Origin of the sequence: Leptolyngbya sp. FACHB-711, from assembly GCF_014695615.1 — a bacterium.
GTDB lineage: Bacteria > Cyanobacteriota > Cyanobacteriia > Elainellales > Elainellaceae > Leptolyngbya_A.
Genome location: NZ_JACJOR010000243.1, coordinates 1 through 14,943, shown reverse-complemented (window position 1 = coordinate 14,943; position 14,943 = coordinate 1). Strand labels below are relative to the sequence as shown.

General features: G+C 48.6%; 11 protein-coding genes and 1 pseudogene. 6 read left to right on the top strand and 6 right to left on the bottom strand.

Going from position 1 to position 14,943, the window contains the following annotated elements; genetic code table 11:
• From H6F80_RS09225 to H6F80_RS09215, 3 genes are all read right to left on the bottom strand, one after another.
• Positions 1-280 (bottom strand): helix-turn-helix domain-containing protein (locus H6F80_RS09225; RefSeq protein ID WP_190791276.1); only part of this gene is annotated, 280 nt, incomplete at its 3' end.
• Positions 281-562: 282 nt separating this feature from the next.
• Complete coding sequence (locus tag H6F80_RS09220) at positions 563-1,075, bottom strand: DUF411 domain-containing protein (RefSeq protein WP_190791275.1); 513 nt, start codon at positions 1,073-1,075, stop codon at positions 563-565.
• 529 nt (positions 1,076-1,604) lie between these two features.
• On the bottom strand, positions 1,605-3,179 hold the full coding sequence (locus tag H6F80_RS09215; RefSeq protein ID WP_190791274.1) for an MFS transporter: 1,575 nt from the start codon (positions 3,177-3,179) through the stop codon (positions 1,605-1,607).
• A gap of 668 nt (positions 3,180-3,847) precedes the next feature.
• On the opposite strand from H6F80_RS09215, the gene H6F80_RS09210 reads away from it, so the two are divergent.
• From H6F80_RS09210 to H6F80_RS09200, 3 genes are all read left to right on the top strand, one after another.
• A complete protein-coding gene (locus H6F80_RS09210) occupies positions 3,848-5,038 on the top strand; it encodes an efflux RND transporter periplasmic adaptor subunit (protein WP_347277850.1) in 1,191 nt (396 codons plus the stop codon).
• A 102-nt stretch (positions 5,039-5,140) separates the two neighbouring features.
• Positions 5,141-8,290 (top strand): efflux RND transporter permease subunit, encoded by a 3,150-nt coding sequence (locus tag H6F80_RS09205; protein WP_190791272.1) that lies wholly within the window; start codon positions 5,141-5,143, stop codon positions 8,288-8,290.
• Positions 8,291-8,550: 260 nt separating this feature from the next.
• The gene (locus H6F80_RS09200; RefSeq protein ID WP_199296467.1) at positions 8,551-9,363 is read left to right on the top strand and encodes a DUF8832 domain-containing protein; all 813 of its coding nucleotides are present in this window, start codon (positions 8,551-8,553) and stop codon (positions 9,361-9,363) included.
• 129 nt (positions 9,364-9,492) lie between these two features.
• Here the strand turns inward: H6F80_RS09200 and H6F80_RS31240 are convergent, their stop codons facing one another.
• On the bottom strand, positions 9,493-9,657 hold the full coding sequence (locus H6F80_RS31240; RefSeq protein WP_206755056.1) for a hypothetical protein: 165 nt from the start codon (positions 9,655-9,657) through the stop codon (positions 9,493-9,495).
• Positions 9,652-10,552, bottom strand: a pseudogene (locus H6F80_RS29775) (IS630 family transposase); the annotation flags it as partial. The pseudogene H6F80_RS29775 and the gene H6F80_RS31240, both read right to left, overlap by 6 nt.
• 143 nt (positions 10,553-10,695) lie before the next feature.
• On the opposite strand from H6F80_RS29775, the gene H6F80_RS09190 reads away from it, so the two are divergent.
• Positions 10,696-11,274 (top strand): Spy/CpxP family protein refolding chaperone, encoded by a 579-nt coding sequence (locus tag H6F80_RS09190; RefSeq protein ID WP_190791270.1) that lies wholly within the window; start codon positions 10,696-10,698, stop codon positions 11,272-11,274.
• A gap of 17 nt (positions 11,275-11,291) precedes the next feature.
• Here H6F80_RS09190 and H6F80_RS09185 read toward each other — a convergent pair whose 3' ends face one another.
• Positions 11,292-13,409, bottom strand: coding sequence for a heavy metal translocating P-type ATPase (locus tag H6F80_RS09185; RefSeq protein ID WP_190791269.1), 2,118 nt, complete (start codon positions 13,407-13,409; stop codon positions 11,292-11,294).
• 286 nt (positions 13,410-13,695) lie between these two features.
• Here H6F80_RS09185 and H6F80_RS09180 point away from each other — a divergent pair, with 286 nt between their 5' ends.
• The gene (locus tag H6F80_RS09180) at positions 13,696-13,860 is read left to right on the top strand and encodes a hypothetical protein (RefSeq protein ID WP_190791268.1); all 165 of its coding nucleotides are present in this window, start codon (positions 13,696-13,698) and stop codon (positions 13,858-13,860) included.
• Positions 13,861-14,044: 184 nt separating this feature from the next.
• A partial coding sequence (locus H6F80_RS09175) for an HlyD family secretion protein (RefSeq protein WP_190791267.1) occupies positions 14,045-14,943 on the top strand: 899 nt, incomplete at its 3' end.

Below are 14,943 nucleotides of genomic sequence, written 5' to 3'. Positions count from 1 at the left end.
CATCCGGAAAATGCTCCTGAATCAACTGTTGCAGGTATGCCTCTTCGCTAGGGCTTAATGTCCTTCCTTGCCCCAGTTTGTTGCCTCGCGGGTACTGCTCTAGAGCAGCTTCTCCTTCCTGCTGATATTGGTACCACCAGTCGGAGACCGTATTGCGATGCACTCCCAAATACTCTGCTATGTCGACGATGCGTTTCCCCTCCTGTTGCAGCCGGATTGCCTGCTGTCGCAAGTAGTTTTGAGTCGCTGGATTGAGCCTTCGAGCATCCGATTTGTTCATGCCTTTATCCTAGCAATTACCCTTCTCTGCCTCCTCCTCTCACCTTGCCGGGTTAATAATTATCTAAAAGCCTTATTGAGGGAGTTTTTACATGGCTGTGTCTGGCGATCGACACTCAGAGAACTAGAACAAGGATTATGAGGAGGAAGTTATCCAGCCGCTTTGGGAGGTTAGTAACCCTGGCGCAAGCGGTTCACCTAGTTATGGAGCGGATGAGCAGCAATAACGCTCCCGCTCATGACAATTCCCTTCATAATGAACCGTGGCTAGCGATGCTCAATTTTAGGATGAATATTGGTTGAAAACTTCAGCATTGCCTTGTGGGTCAAAGGAGTACACGGTGAATGGTTCCTGAGCCTCCCCATCTTCCATACCCGGTGAGCCGATCGGCATTCCAGGTACAGCCAGACCAACGGCATCGGATTTTTCAGAGAGAAAGCGTTTAATGTCGTCTGCGGGAACATGTCCTTCAATCACAGCCCCGTTGATGATAGCGGTATGACACGATTGCAACTCGCTAGGCACGCTGTGTTTTTGTTTGACAACGCCCATATCGGGCTGTTGCACTTCAGATACCTGGAACCCATTGGAGCGTAAATGCTCCATCCATGCTTCACAGCAGCCACAATTGGGGTCACGGTATACTGTGGCTTTTATTGCCATCGGAGAAGGAGCCTGGACTGAATTTTGGACATTTGTAATTGCTTTAGAACTTTGGGAAATGGAGTGAGCCGCATTGTCTGCACTTGCCATCGGTTGGCTAAGGAACACGATCGCTCCAACGGTAATGATCAAAATTTTAACTACAGCAAAAACTACAGTAACAGAACGGTATAACTTGTGTTTTGATGGCATTTTCAACCTCATGAGTCAATTTGAAAGAATCTGTTCTAGAAAGGGGATGTCGCAAAAACTAGTCCATAGTGAGGTCGGTAAACTCAAACGTGCCTGATTCCTCCGCTCGATCGAATCCCAATTCTTCTGCTCATCCCTCATTCGATTGTTCGATCCGATCGGGTGATTCTGTCCTGCCTCCATCGGTTATTTCTGCTTGTGCTCTGACTCCCATGGGAGAGGAGGAAACCCCGTTTCTTTGAAAACCTGTCCGAACCGTCCCTTCTGCCAATTCCGTTTCACCTGCTCAATCCGTTCCAGATAACCAACTGTACACATACTACAACCAGTGTAAGCAGTAGCGCGGGGAAACACTGAACCCTAGGAACGGGCGAGGCTCTTCCACTGACTATGCCGACAGTCGATCGCTATGCTATCAGTTGTTTTGGCAATTTCCACGCTGAACCATTTAGAAGACAATCAACTCCTATTAAGCTTTAACCCGCCTACGCTCAATCATGAACATTGCCGTGATAGCACTGGCGATTGCTAACCCGGTTGCAATGCCCATCACCATCCGAAATCCGTCCACAAAGGATTCAGCAATCGCACTCCTCAATGCAGCCTCCACGCCGTTATCTAATCCAGGCGGAAGGGTCGCCGCCGCTAGATTAATGCGTTGAGCATTCAGGAATTGTAGGGCAGTCGGAGATAGGGGTAGAGCTGCAATCCGCCCATTCAGACTCTCGTTAAATCGGTTAAGCATAACGATACCGAAGAGGGCGATCGCAAGCAGACTGGCAATGCGAGAAACGGCATTGTTCACACCGGACGCAGCTCCCACAAATCGCTCACTCACGGCATTCATCACTGCTGTGGTTAACGGAGCCACACAAATTGCCATTCCTAGCCCTAGCACTACCACAGCCGGAAAGAAGGTAGTCCAGTAGCTGTCGCCAATTCCCGGAAGCGTCATTAAACCAAATCCTATTGCTGCGATTGTAGGACCCATCATCAAAGGCAGGCGGGCACCGTAGCGGTTCACCAATCCCCCTGACCAGCGTGAGAGAAAAAACATAATGAGCGGGAACGGAACTAGGGCAGCACCGGCAGCTGTCGCGGAATAGCCTTGTACCTGAATCAAATTAAAGGGCAGGAAGAACAACGCACCTCCCAAAGCCGCATAGAGCAACAGCGTTAGCAAATTGGCACCGCTGAAGGTCCGAGAGCGAAACAGACTCAGCGGCAGCATGGGGGAGATTAGGCGCGATTCCAGCCACAAAAATCCGCCTAAAATCAAAATGCCGCTGGCGATCGCTCCAATCACAATGGCATCAAACCCCAACTTGGGAAACTCCAGCAACCCGTACACCACAACACCCAAACCCGTCATCGCCAGCCCTGCTCCCAACCAATCGAGCTTAGCGGCTTGAGGATCACGGCTTTCGGGGACACACCAGCGGCTGATCACAATCACAATCGCGGCCAGGGGCAGGTTAATCAGAAATACCCATCGCCAGGAAAAGGTTTCAATTAGCCACCCCCCAAGCACTGGACCCGCAGCAGAAGTGATTGCCGTAAACCCAGACCAAAAGCCGATTGCCGTGCCGCGCTGCTCGTTTGGAAAAGAAGCTCCGATAATCGCGAGGCTGCCCGGAATCAGCAAGGCCGCGCCGATACCCTGGATACCCCGTGCTAGGATGAGTTGTCCAACTGTGGAGGATAAGCCACACCACAGCGAAGCAATCGCAAATAGTGCTACTCCCCACATAAACACTCGTCGCCGTCCCAGATGATCCCCCAGTGATCCGCCCACCAGAATCAAGGCTGCAACAAATAAGGCATAGGATTCTACGACCCATTGCACATCAGAAACAGTTGCATTCAACTGGGTTTGTAGTGTCGGCAGGGCAACGTTGACGACAGTGCTGTCGATAAATGCCATACTAGAACCAAGAATCGTGGCAACCAGTATCCAAATTCGGTGGCTGCGCTGACAGGGAGTAGAGCAAGGTTGGGAACGAATTACACCCTCATCGCAGGGTGGTTTAATCGGGTTTGACATGGTATGGATGGGTTGGAAATCGATCACCCGCACATCAAAGTGGGTTCCTCCAAGATACGCAAGATCCGCTGAAATAACACGGCAGCCGTTTCCGCTTGATTGCACTCCATCGTCGGCTTCATAATTTATTTACTGCACGATAAAACCGCCCAGAATGGGGAATTCTGTGTTTCAACCCCTGAAAGGGTTTAGTAGTGATCATCGCTTACTAGCGGCTATCACTATGTCCGGGCACGTTATGTTTCAATGGTTACGCAGAGAAAAAGGAGCCATCACAACTCTCAGATGGGTTTAGACCCCAGTTTGAGGGAGTTAGCGATTGGTTCAATCACACCGTTAACGCGATCGCCCATGCCCTGCTCGGAAACTCAGATCCATTCATCTGGCAGAAGACCGATCGCAATGGCAATACCTAGTGGATTATTGATGATCCACTCACCGGAACTCGCTTCCACGCTGTGTCTGAAGAAGAAGTTCGTGCCTGGATTGAACAGCGTTATTATGCTCAACCCAAGTCCTCTGGAAATAATTCGAGCGATTTCAATCCACCTCTAATTGAACGGTGGTGAAATATGCAATCATCTGAACTTCCAACATCTTCTCAAAACGATTTACAACCATTGCCAAAGGATTCACGAAAGCGAGCGCCCCTCGGGTTACTCCTCATTGTGTTCCTACTGGGTGGCGGTGGAATTGCTTGGTGGCGTGTGCTGCCTCCAAATGATCAAGCCACTGCAACGGCTCAACAAGCACCGATGCCTGTTAAAACCATTGCATTACAGGCAGAAACGATTGAGGAGCGGTCAGAATTTGTGGCAAATTTACAATCCCGCCGTTCTGTAACATTGCGTCCCCGCACTCAAGGTCAAATTACCCAAATTCTAGTAAGTCCTGGACAACGGGTAGCATCTGGAACAGCGTTAATTCAGATTGACCCCTCTGAGCAGCAAGCGGTTGTTAACAGTGCCTATGCGAGTGTGGCTTCGGCTCAGGCGAACGTTGATAACGCGAATGCGGTACTGCGATCGCTACAAGCTGAGCGATTGTCCAAAGTAGCAGAGATGCAACTGAGCCAAGTTGAGCACGATCGATACGTTGCTCTTGCCACCGAAGGAGCTGTTTCTCAGCAAACGCGAGATCAGTATGCCAGCCAGTTAGAAGTTACCAAGGCAAGTTTGCGAGCAATTGATGAACAGATTCAAGCACAGCGAGCGGCTGTAGCCCGGGCTGAGAAGGCAGTTCAAGAAGCACAGGCACGCATTCAAGCACAGCAGGTGCAGCTGCAATACTTCCAAATTACAGCTCCGTTTGCTGGAGTGGTGGGCGATATTCCAGTCAAAGTCGGTGACTTTGTGGATACCTCCACATCACTTTTAAGCGTTGCAGAGAATGACCAGCTTGAAGTGAATTTCTCAATTCCGGCTGAACAGGCATCGCGCCTTCAAATTGGTAGTTCTGTAGATATTACGAATGGGCAAGGACAACATCTCGGCACCAGTAAAATCTTTTTCATTGCGCCTAATACGGCTGGCACAACACAATCCGTTTTAGTAAAAGCCTTGCTGAACAACGCAAATGGACAACTGCGAACGGATCAATTTGTCAGAGCTAACGTGAGTTGGAACCAACAACAAGGTGTACAAATTCCAACAACGGCTGTGACGCGCTTAGGTGGAGAAACCTTTGTATTTGTCGCGGAATCCTCTAAAACTGGATTGGTCGCTCGACAACGGTTAGTTGAACTGGGCAGCATTGATGGAAACAAATATCATGTCCTGAACGGATTAAAGCCAGGAGAGAAGGTCATTGTCTCCAATCTATTTGCATTGAGAGAAGGAACCCCGATCGCGCCACAGTAGGGCAAAACTTCTACAGCAAAATCCCTCCAAGATTCAACACTTATCTTCCTTACGCTTCGTCTCACGCAGGATCTAACCCACTTCATTCCCTGGGTATTCGATATGTTTGTCAATTTTTTCATCAAGAAACCCGTCTTTGCGATCGTATGCGCGCTCGTTATTCTCATCGTTGGGCTGATTAGCATTCCAACCTTGCCCATTGAGCAGTACCCCGACATCAGCCCACCCCAAATTACAGTGACCGCAAATTATGTGGGTGCCAGTGCTCAAGTCGTTGAAGATACTGTGACAACTGTATTGGAGCGACAGATTAACGGGGTAGAAGGGATGCGCTACATCAGTTCCACCAGCAGCAACGATGGCACCAGTAGAGTTATCATCACGTTTCAGCAAGGGTATGACCTGAGTGTAGCGGACTCTGATGTGCAAAATCGGGTACTGCAAGCTGAACCCCAGTTACCTGAGGTGGTGCGACAAACCGGGGTGATGGTCTCCAAGCAATCGAGTGCGATCGTTCTGGCAATGGCACTTTACAGCGAAGATGACCGCTACGACGACACCTTCATCAGCAATTATGCCGACCTGTATGTGCTGGATCCACTGCGGCGAATTCCCGGTGTTGGCAATGTGGTTGCGTTTGGCGATCGCCGTTATGCCATGCGAATTTGGTTAGATCCGCAACAGCTAGCCAGCCGCAGCCTGACCGCTCAAGATGTGATCACTGCCCTGAATCAGCAAAATTTGCAATTGGGGATTGGTAGTATTGGACAACCCCCCGCCCCCGATGGACAACTGTATCAAATCGACTTGCAAACAGACGGTCGCCTAAAAGAAGCAGGTGAGTTTGAAAATTTGATCCTCAAAGCGAATCCCGATGGCACAACCGTCAAGCTTAAAGACGTAGGACGGGCTGAATTAGGAGCTGAGAGCTACAGCACGTTCGCCAGCTATAAAGGACACGTTGCCGTCGGCTACCAAATTCTGCAAATTCCGGGCAGCAATGCTTTAGAGATTGCCAAAGCCGTCAAAGCGGAGATGCAACAACTGTCACAAAACTTTCCACCCGGATTGAGCTATGACATTCCCTATGATTCCTCTCTGTTTGTGGAGGCATCTTTCCGAGAAGTAATCATCACGCTACTTCAATCCGTTGGGTTGGTTGTACTGGTCATCTTTCTGTTCCTACAAGATTGGCGCACGACCATTATTCCGGCGGTTACAATTCCCGTGTCGTTAATTGGTACATTTGCCTTTGTCAAACTGTTTGATTTCTCCCTCAATAGCCTCACATTGTTTGGTCTAACTCTGGCAACGGGCATGGTAGTGGATGATGCGATCGTGGTGGCAGAAGATGTGACTCGATTAATTCAAGAGAAGGGATTAAGTCCGATTCGAGCCACGGCGGAAGCGATGCGTGAGTTATTTAGCTCTGTGATTGCCAGTGGAATTGTGCTAATGGCAGTTTTCATTCCGGTAAGCTTCTTACCCGGAACGGCTGGACAACTGTACAAGCAGTTTGCCCTGACCATTACCTTCTCGATCGCCATCTCAACCTTCAATGCCTTGACCCTAACGCCAGCCCTATCTGCTCTCCTACTACGGGAACAGGCACGACCCCGTGGAGTTTTGGGGTGGTTGGCAAAGCGAATCAATGGATTTCTGAATTGGCTACGGCATAGATATCAGCGATCGCTTCAGGTTCTCACCCGCTTCAAGCAAGTCGTGATGATCTTGTTTATCGCCTCACTGGTGCTGACGGTAGGGCTATATTTGCGAGTTCCCCAAGCCTTTTTGCCGCAGGAAGACCAGGGGTACTTTATTAACCTAATTCAGGCATCCGATGGTGCTTCCCTCAACTACACCCGACAGATTGTGACGCAAGCAGAGCAAATCTTACTCCAACAGCCGGAGATTCAAGGTACGTTTGCAATGGGCGGGGTTGGCTTTAGTGGTAATACGCCCAACCGAGGATTAATGTTTGCCCCTCTAAAGCCTTGGGATGAGCGTCAAGAGCCAGAACAGTCTGTCTCTGCTATCTTGAGTCGGGTGCAGGCACCTTTGATGGGAATTCCTGAAGCTCCAGTCCTAGCGGTCAATCCTCCCACAATTCCCAGTCTCGGCAGCACTGGAGGGTTTGTCTTTCAGTTGCAGGATCGGGGCGATCGTAGCACTAGTGACATCAGCGCTCTAGATCAAATCAAAATGGAATTACTGACTCGCGCTAACCAAACCCCTGGATTGCAAGGAGTCTTTAGCACCTACACCGCCAATGCTCCACAGTTACGAATTGAGGTTGATCGCAATAAAGCAGAAGCCCTCCAGGTGTCTGTTGAGGAAATTTACAACACCCTGCAAACTTACATTGGCTCCCGGTATGTCAACGACTTTAACGCCTTTGGTCGCACCTATCGAGTGTATGTCCAGGCAGATGAGCAGTTTCGGTCTAATCCAGATGATATTGGTCAGTTGTATGTGCGATCGCATCAGGGAGAGATGATTCCTCTCAGTAATTTGGTGACTATCACTCCCACAACAGGTCCTCAAACCATTAACCACTACAACCTGCATCGTGCCATTGAAATCAATGGGGCTGCTGCTCCGGGTTATAGCTCTGGGCAAGCGATTCAGATCATGGAAAAACTTGCGGCTGAAGTCATTCCCGCTAACATGGACTTTGAATGGTCTGGGATTTCCTTAGAAGAATTGGAATCAGGTGGGCAAGCCCCGTTAATCTTTGGCTTGGGTGTGTTCTTCGTATTTCTCGTTTTAGCAGCCCAATACAATAACTTTGTTGATCCGCTGATCATTATGTTGTCTGTACCCCTGGCGGTCTTAGGCGCATTATCAGCACAGTGGATGCGGGGATTGTATAACGACATCTATTGCCAGGTAGGGCTGTTGATGTTAGTTGGACTAGCCAGCAAAAACTCGATTCTCATGGTGGAATTTGCCAATCAGCTACGATCGCAAGGATTACCCCTGACAAAAGCCATCATTGAAGCGTCTCAAGATCGCCTGCGCCCCATTTTGATGACCGCGATCGCCGCTTTACTGGGAGCTTATCCAATGTTGTTTCCTACTGGAGCAGGTTCTGCTAGTCGTCAGTCATTGGGAACCGCAGTCTTTGGTGGTACGTTCGTCACCACGTTTCTCAGTCTCTTTGTTGTTCCTGTTCTCTACATTGTGATCGGCAAAATTCGAGAGCGAATGATACGACCAAAAACCATTCAACCCGTTGATGAGTGGGTGTAGTCAAATTAGGCAAAAATTTTCGATTGAGGGCTTGACTCTCTAGCTAACTAGAGACTCTAGGATTACAACAAGGGTTAAAAAGTTAGCTGCTCAAGAAAGCTACTTAACTCCAAGCTTTTTCAATACACCTTAATACCCACCTTGTTGAATCTATTTCAGATGTAGAAATGAATCGGTTTATTACTGCGATCGCCATAGTCAGCACATTATCCATTGCTCAAGGTTGCACACAACTTGCTCAAGTTAAGGAGGAACCTACTATGACAACCACAACTCGTCCAAACGCAGCTCATGCAGAAGAAACGAATCACAATCATCCCACGACTCATACCACAAACCATACTGAACATGGGAATAGCCATGCTAATGCTTCTACAACAACCCAAGCAAAACTCACAACAACTGGTGTAATTACCCCGAATACTCCCACCATCCTTCAGATTGATGTACAGGATGAGAACGGAAAAGCGACCGCCCAGTTCGATCAATTCCAAGAGCAGGTTATGCACCTAATTGCTGTCAGCGATGATTTGCAAGTCTTCCAACATCTTCATCCTGTGTACAAAGGCAATGGACGATTTGAAGTTGAAGTACAGTTTCCTCAGTCCGGCAATTACACGCTGTTCAGCGACTATCAACCGACAGGACAACCTGAGCAAGTTTCTGTGCTGAAAACCCAAGTTGCTGGAAATACTGCTCCTGTGGCTCAGTCCGATTGGAGCCGTACCAAAACCTTTAATGAAACTATTGTTGGTTTTGCTCCAAACCAAGCAACGATCCGAGCAGGGCAAGAGGTTGTTTTGCGCTTTAACCTGCAAGATGCAGCCAGTTATCAACCCATTACTGATTTACAGCCTTACTTGGGTGAAAAAGGGCATTTGGTCATCTTGCGTCAATCTCCTACCTTAACGCGAGAAAGCTATATCCATGCTCACGCTGTGCAGAATACCCCCGCAAACCAAATTCACTTTGCAACACGCTTTCCACAGCGCGGAAGGTACAAATTGTGGGGACAGTTCAATCGCAACGGTGAAATTATTACGGCTGATTTTTGGGTAGAGGTCGTTGAGTAGTATCATATCTCCGCTTCTGGCTGCATGATTGGGATTATGCTGATCAGACTCACGGCTCCATCGTCCATCACCAACATCCTGTATTGCCTTCTCCTTAACCGAGGGAAGGCAACGTTAGCGAGTAAGTAGCTAGGCAGATTTAAGCGTAAGACGCTCCAATGTCCACCCACCTTGTTGACTGCGATGCTCCATGCCTTCAATAATAGCATTCGCTAAGTCATACTCATTGTCGAAGTTTCTACCCGCAATTTCATGCGTTTTGAGTTGATGCCACTGTGTCTCAATCAAATTCATTTCTGAACTGTAGGGTGGCGAAAAAATAAATATAACCCTTGGGTTTGCCATTGTTGCCAGTGTTCACGGGCAAGGTAACTGGTATGGGCAGAGCCATTATCCTGAACAATGACGGTAATGCGTCCTGTTTGCTGCAAGGTCTGTTCGCACTTGAGGGCAATCTGCTGCATCACTTTGACATACCGTTCTTTGGTAAAACTGCCTTGTCCCAAAGCATAGTCAAACGACTCCTCCACCTGCCATATGCCGAGAATGCTGATGCGATCTCCGTAGGTCTTCACCTGCTCAATCCGTTTTTGTGTCCCAATGCGAGCATAGCTATAACTCACAGGACTCTCTAAACAACATCCCGATTCATCCAGGTATTTGAGATCCAGGTGCCCTTCCTGTGCCGCTAGTTGCAACGTAGCTAGGTCCGCTTGCTTCAGAGCTTTTGCCTCAGGGTCTTGCCGACCTCGTTGGCACTGTCTTGTCCGTTTCCACACAAACCCCTTTTTTTGAGCACTCGACGAATTCGCTCAGCACTCAGCTCTAGTTGCCGCTCTTGCTTCAGTTTCAAGGCGAGTTGCAGACTGTTGTATGTCCTCGGCTCCTGCTCCAGGCATTGTTCCAGATAGAGCAAATCAGCCTCTTGCCATTTGGGTTTAGCTCCCCGTCCAGGCGCGTCCCACAGTCCCCCTAAGCCATCTTGTTGCCACCGGCGCAGCGTTTGGCGCACCGTGTTCTCCTGATACTCGAAGATCTCGGCAATGGAAGGAACGGTCCAGCCCTGGGCATTCAATCGTAGCATGTGTGCCCGATCACGAGTCCGTTGAGGAACTGTGGTCGCAACCCGCAATTCGCTCAACGCTCGATCTTCTTCTGCACTCAATTGAACATGTACGGGGGCAGGCATAACTGACAAAATTCTAGAGGGGGTGCTCCCTTCTATCTTACGTTTAATTTCGACTGCCTACTTACGCTAACATTTCATCCTGGTTTGATTTTTTTGTCTTATAGTGCTGATGGAGATGAGCCAATCTTTCTTAGGAGCCAGATATGCAGTTGAAATTAGGTATCAGCATTGCAGCCGTTGGCGCACTCAGCATTGCGGCATTGGCTAGTTTGAACGTATCTAACTTATCCCATGCACAATCGCCCTACGTAACACAGATAGGTAGCTCTATTCGAGGCTTGAGTACGCAGGAAATTAATGATCTGTTAAATGGACGAGGAGCAGGCTATGCTCGTACTGCTGAATTGAACAGCTATCCAGGTCCTAGACACGTCTTAGATTTGAGACAAGAACTAGTCTTGTCTTCAGAACAAGAGCAGCAGATCGAAGCCACATTTAGGCAGATGAATACAGAAGCGAAACAAGTCGGGCAGAACATTGTTGAACTTGAACGGAAATTCAGTAATGCTTTTGCTCAAAGAACGATTTCAGAGTCCGAAATTGAAGAGCAAACTCAGGAGTTAGCAATGCTGTATGGTCAATATCGAGTGATCCATCTGCAACCCCATTTGGAAGTTCAACGGTTACTTTCACCTGAGCAAATTGCCAAATATGACGAACTGCGAGGTTATAGTGATGCGTCGGTTCAACCTACTCCTAATTCTCCAGCACACCATCATTGAAGAGGCGATCGCTCTTCCTATCCCAACTTCACGCGCCGTAGCAGCATGGCATTAATAGCAACCACAACAGTGGAGACACTCATAAATAAAGCCCCAACAGCCGGAGAGAGCAAAATTCCTAAAGGATAAGCCACTCCTGCAGCAAGGGGAATCCCAATCACGTTGTAACCTGTTGCCCAGAACAGATTTTGAATCATCTTGCTGTAGGTTGCTTTCGCGAGTTTCAAGGCATAAGTGGCATCTAATGGGTTACTCTTCACGAGAACCAAATCCGCAGACTCGATCGCCACATTGGTTCCTGCCCCGATCGCAATTCCTAGATCAGATTCAAATAAGGCAGGAGCATCGTTAATGCCATCACCGACAAAAGCGGTCGGTTGTTCTGCCTTGAGTCGCCGGACTAGTGCAGCTTTGTCTTGGGGCAATACACGGGCATAGTAGCGATCGATTCCTAGCTGCTCGGCAACGGTCTTTGCCACTGCTTCCGCATCTCCGGTAATCATCACTACCTGTACATCCATCTCTTGCAGCCGTTGTACTGCAACACGGGCTTGCTCACGTACTTGATCTGCTAGTCCAAACAACGCCAGAACTTGGCGATCGTCAAGCAATACAATTGCGCTTTCTCCTTGTAATTCTGCCGTCTTTAGTCCTCCTCGAATTGGATTCGAGACAGTTAACTCCAATTCTTCTGCCCATTCGGGTCGTCCGACCCGGTAGCGTTTACCATTGACTGTTCCTTCAACGCCTTTACCTGCAACGGCCTTAAATTCACTTCCCTTGGGTAGCTCCAACTGACGGTTGTTGGCTTCCTGCACGATCGCTTGTGCTAGAGGATGTTCTGATAGTGATTCTAGAGCTGCTGCGATCGCTAACGCTTCTGTTTCTCCAATCCCTTCTGTGAAAATATGTTGTACGCCAAATCGCCCCTCTGTGAGCGTGCCCGTTTTGTCGAAGGCGATTGCTCGAATGTTACGTGCCCGCTCAAATGCCTCTCGTTTACGAACCAAAATGCCATGCTTGGCAGACATTGAAGTGGCGTTAACCAGCACCAGAGGAATCGCCAATCCTAACGCATGAGGACAGGTGATCACGAGAACGGTGACTGCACGGTTGATGGCAAACGTGAGGGCTGAACCGACTGCCAACCAAACGACAAACGTTAATGTACCAATCCCAATTGCAGCCAAGGTAAGCCAGTAGGCAAGCTGATCGGCTAACGCCTGGTATCGACTGCGAGAGGTTTGTGCTTCTTCTACCAAGCGCATAATTTGACTTAATGTGGTCTGCTCTCCAGTGCGGGTCACTCTTACAGTTAGTGCACCTTCACTGTTAACTGCTCCTGCAACCACCTCGTCACCAACCTGCTTGGTTACGGGACGTGATTCTCCTGTTAGGAAGGCTTCGTTGACGCTGGAGCCGCCTTCAATTACTTCTCCATCAATTGGAATCTGTTCGCCAGGACGGATCAAAATCGTGTCATTTCCACTCAAATCACTCACCGAAACATCTTCAATGCGTCCATTCACTAGGCGATGAGCAACAGAAGGGACTAGATCGGCTAAATGCTCTAATGCACGGCTGGCTCCCTGTACCGATGCCATTTCAATCCAATGCCCCAAGAGCATTACATCCACCAGTGTTGCCAGTTCCCAATAAAAAGATTCTCCCTCTAAGCCTAAGGTAACTGCTACGCTGTAAACAAATGCCACCGTAATCGCTAGCGCAATCAGCGTCATCATTCCAATCTGACTGCGTAGCTCATACCAGGCTCCTCTAAGAAAAACCCAACCTCCGTAAAAGTAGATGATGGTACTTAGGAGTGGGCTAACCCAGCCCGAACCTGAAAACTCAATGGCTCGATAGCCAAACCACATTTGAAAGTGAGATGCAAAGTAAAGGACGGGCAGGGTCAGTAGCAAACAGATAAAGAATCGACGTTTGAAAATTTCTGGGCTATGACCGGCATGTTTATTGTGACCCATGTGGTTGCCGTGTCCCGCATGGTGATCTCGTGCTGACGCAAGCTGTTGTTGGTGTTCATGATGCCCAACATATTCTTCTGCCTGCTGAAGCTCGTGATGCCTTCCTTGGGGGCCAGAATTTTGATGCCCGTGATGATGGTCATGCTGCATAACCCCCCCTGTAAATGCTAGAAGTATGATGCGAAACCAGATATCACCATCTCAGACAGAAGTACCTTTTGCTGTATCGATGCTCCTAATTCTCAAATACCACATAAAAGTGAAACGGGGATGAGGTTTCTAATTTTATTTATAATTCGTTATTCATGAGTTGGTTTGCTAATTTCATTGCACCTCAATCTAACCACTATGAAAGAGGAAGTGCTAAGAGTTCATGCTGATTTTAATTTTTGTGCTAAATACTACAAATTCAGTTGTTGCGAAGGAGTGAACTTCTATGAAACGTCTGATTCTCGCAAGTCTCTTTGCTGCTGATCTTAGTGCTGTGTTTGCAGCAACAACCCAAGCTCAAAAACTGCTTTCTGACGATTCCAATCCTTCTGATCTTGGCAATACTACTGTTGATACCAGTCAGATAATTAATCCTACTCCCCGACGATAGTTGGCAATTTCTATTCTCTAAATTCAAAGTAGCCCTGGAGAAGGCTGCTCTAATTTAGGAGATGAACAAGGTGGCTTCAGGAGAAACAAATTTCATCCTGATTTGATATTTCCATGCAATACTGCTTTTCAACTTTTGTGAAGACTTCGAACCTGTACTGTTACCCCTGCCTCAGGAAATGCCGATGGCTCTTACTCCCAAACGCTCTGATCTAATGACAAGAGATCGCTTTGCTGGAATGTGTCTTAGCCTGCTGCTGCTAATGACCTCATCTGAAGTATTCGCTCATACAGGGCACGGTGACGAGTTTCATCAGAATCAGTCGGCTCAGTCAGCAAGCGCGATCGACATTGATGCTGAAACAGCAGAGCGGATGGGATTAAAAGTAGAACCCGTAGCCCGTCAAGCGTTAGCATTTGGGGTACAAGCAACCGGACAAATTGAAGCTTCCCCTAGCAAAAGGGTAAGAGTTACGAACCCTGTAGGTGGAACAGTGGTCAAGCTGTTGGTGGAACCAGGGCAAACTGTTGAAGTGGGGCAGCCCTTAGCTGTGATCACCAGCGGCGAACTGGCAGATCTAAGAGTTACTGCACTAGAAAATTCTGCAGAGCGGCAGGGGGATGTGCAACAGGCTCAAGCCAACTTGCGATTGGCGCAACAAACCTATGAGCAACAACAGCAGATTGCTTTAGCTGCCATTAATCAGGCTCGGACAGAGGTGAAAGTTGCTCAAGAGCAATACGATCGCGACAAAGAACTGACAGAGCAGGGAGCAATTCCCAGACGAGAATTCTTGGAGTCGGAGGCGCACTTGGCAACGGTACGACAAGCGTTGACTGAGGCTGAAAGTCGGCTAGAGGTATTGGAAGCTCGAACTGAATTAGAGCGTGCTCAAACGGCTGTTCAGGTTACCCAATCTCGTGCTCAACTGAGTGCAGTCACTTACAGAACTCGACTGCAACAATTGGGAGCAGAGGCAAATTCAGATGGCACGATTACCATCAAAGCCCCTATTACAGGCACTATTGCTGATCGCGAAGTCACGCTCGGTCAATCGGCTCAGGATGCGGGCGCAATCCTGAT

Excerpts from the sequence above, each read along its gene's own strand:
- H6F80_RS09215 (WP_190791274.1), bottom strand. The coding sequence starts at position 3,179 with ATGTCAAACCCGATTAAACCACCCTGCGATGAGGGTGTAATTCGTTCC.
- H6F80_RS09205 (WP_190791272.1), top strand. The coding sequence starts at position 5,141 with ATGTTTGTCAATTTTTTCATCAAGAAACCCGTCTTTGCGATCGTATGC.
- H6F80_RS09200 (WP_199296467.1), top strand. The coding sequence starts at position 8,551 with ATGACAACCACAACTCGTCCAAACGCAGCTCATGCAGAAGAAACGAAT.
- H6F80_RS31240 (WP_206755056.1), bottom strand. The coding sequence starts at position 9,657 with ATGAATTTGATTGAGACACAGTGGCATCAACTCAAAACGCATGAAATT.
- H6F80_RS09190 (WP_190791270.1), top strand. The coding sequence starts at position 10,696 with ATGCAGTTGAAATTAGGTATCAGCATTGCAGCCGTTGGCGCACTCAGC.
- H6F80_RS09185 (WP_190791269.1), bottom strand. The coding sequence starts at position 13,409 with ATGCAGCATGACCATCATCACGGGCATCAAAATTCTGGCCCCCAAGGA.
- H6F80_RS09180 (WP_190791268.1), top strand. The coding sequence starts at position 13,696 with ATGAAACGTCTGATTCTCGCAAGTCTCTTTGCTGCTGATCTTAGTGCT.